The 1681-nt window shown below is 46.2% G+C and carries 1 protein-coding gene; it reads right to left on the bottom strand.

Features of this window, described 5'->3' with window-relative positions:
- Nucleotides 1-117: 117 nt before the first annotated feature.
- A complete protein-coding gene (locus tag AC1DPK_RS34085) occupies nt 118-1569 on the bottom strand; it encodes an IS1182 family transposase (RefSeq protein ID WP_477513022.1) in 1452 nt (483 codons plus the stop codon).
- Nucleotides 1570-1681: the final 112 nt, after the last annotated feature.

Below are 1681 nucleotides of genomic sequence, written 5' to 3'. Positions count from 1 at the left end.
GAGGCCACTGAAGAACTTAAGGTTTTTGTGAGCCCCCAAAGCGATAAGCAAAAATGCGACACCTTCTCCTGATATTCCGGAGAAGGTGTCGCATTTTTGAGGTCTTGGCGCTGTTTGTTAGTCAGCTAATTTCAATATCCGTTTTAAGTTCACTGCGAATATAGCCATAGCACCTTGTATCTGCATGCCAGGCAGACCCGAGGACGTGGCCACGTCGTACCCGTGTCGGTGTTTGAGTTCGCTGTTCTTTGCTTCAATTTTGTATCGTTCTTTCGCTTTCTCTTTGAAATACTCTGTTTCTTGAAATGCCATTTGCTCGGTATGCTCTCCAGATTTTATGCTCACGGAGTACGTTTTGCTGTTCGCGCCTTCCTTGTAGCATCCTTCTTTTAGGGGACACTTCTTGCACGCTTCTATATCGAAATAGTAGGTGTTAATCTGATTTGCCCCAACACCCTTCTTTCCTGTGCGCGCTTTGCGAATGGCCATGTGCCCTGCTTTGCAAACATACATCCCAGCATCCTTGTTGAATTCAAACTCATCTTCCTTCTTGCGCGCACCTTGGGTAATCAGGGGATTTAATCGCGAGACGAGTTGAATTTCATTTTCCTTGCTGTAGGTTAAATTATCTTTTTCCGAATAAGCCATGTCGCCAATGACGGTCTTCACGTTCACGCCTGCTGCCTTGCTTTTCTCGATGAGCGCTTGTAGTTGTTTGCCGTCGTTCTTTTCGCCGGTTGTGACAATAGCGGCTGTGATGATTCTTTCTTCGGTCATGGCTATGTGCGTTTTGTAACCAAAAAATGAAGAGTCCGCGCTCTTGTGGCCGATGCGCGCGTCCTGATCCTGCGAGATGCGCAGTTGCTCTACGTCATCTTCAACGGTTTCTTTAAGCAGATTAAGCGGTTCCGTAATTTTAGGTAGCTGGGCGATACCAAGACCGGTTTCAGTAATCTTAATGAGCTCCTGACAGTAGGTGATCTCGGCTTCAAGCGTGTCCACCGTATTCTTAGCGGGAAGCTTTGCTCGTAGCGATTCATCGATGGTGTAGATGGCTTTACGCAATTTACGGGAACGATCCTGCAAAACTTCTCTCGGCGATTTCTGGTTGTAGCGTGCTTTCGTATGTGTTGCGTCCACGATGATAGACGTGCTCTTTAAAATTCCTTGCGCGGTAGCCAGCTCAACAGTCTTGCTAATAAGTAGGTCTAGCAGGTCCATATTTTTCAATCGCAACTTACGGAACTTCGTAAGAGAACTGGAATCTATGACAGCTTCTTCCGGTGCCATCTGAAGGAAATATTTAAAAGACATGTCATAACGGGAGCGCTCAACCAAGTCCACGTCTGACAGCTCGAAAATGGCTTTCAAAAGCAAATATTTAAACATCCGCACCGGGTCAATAGCGTTGCGGCCATTATCTAAACAGTAATTAGCTTTCAACTCGTCGTAGATGAAGGAGAAGTCGACGAGTTCGTTAATCTGACGCAACATGTTGTCTTTTGGCACGATGAGGTCGTACAGCGCTGTGTACGGACTAAGTGCAAATGAGAGTTGAGGCTGGAACATGATATTCACCCTTCCGACGTGATACTGAAAGTATACAAGAAAAAAGGCACAGCGCCCTCAAAATATTGAGGGTCTGTGCCTTTATATCTAACGGACTTTTTCAGTGGCCTCC

Source organism: Paenibacillus sp. 01T424 (genome assembly GCF_056398745.1).
The sequence above is the reverse complement of the archived record's forward strand: the minus strand, read 5'-3'. Positions and strand labels throughout refer to the sequence as shown.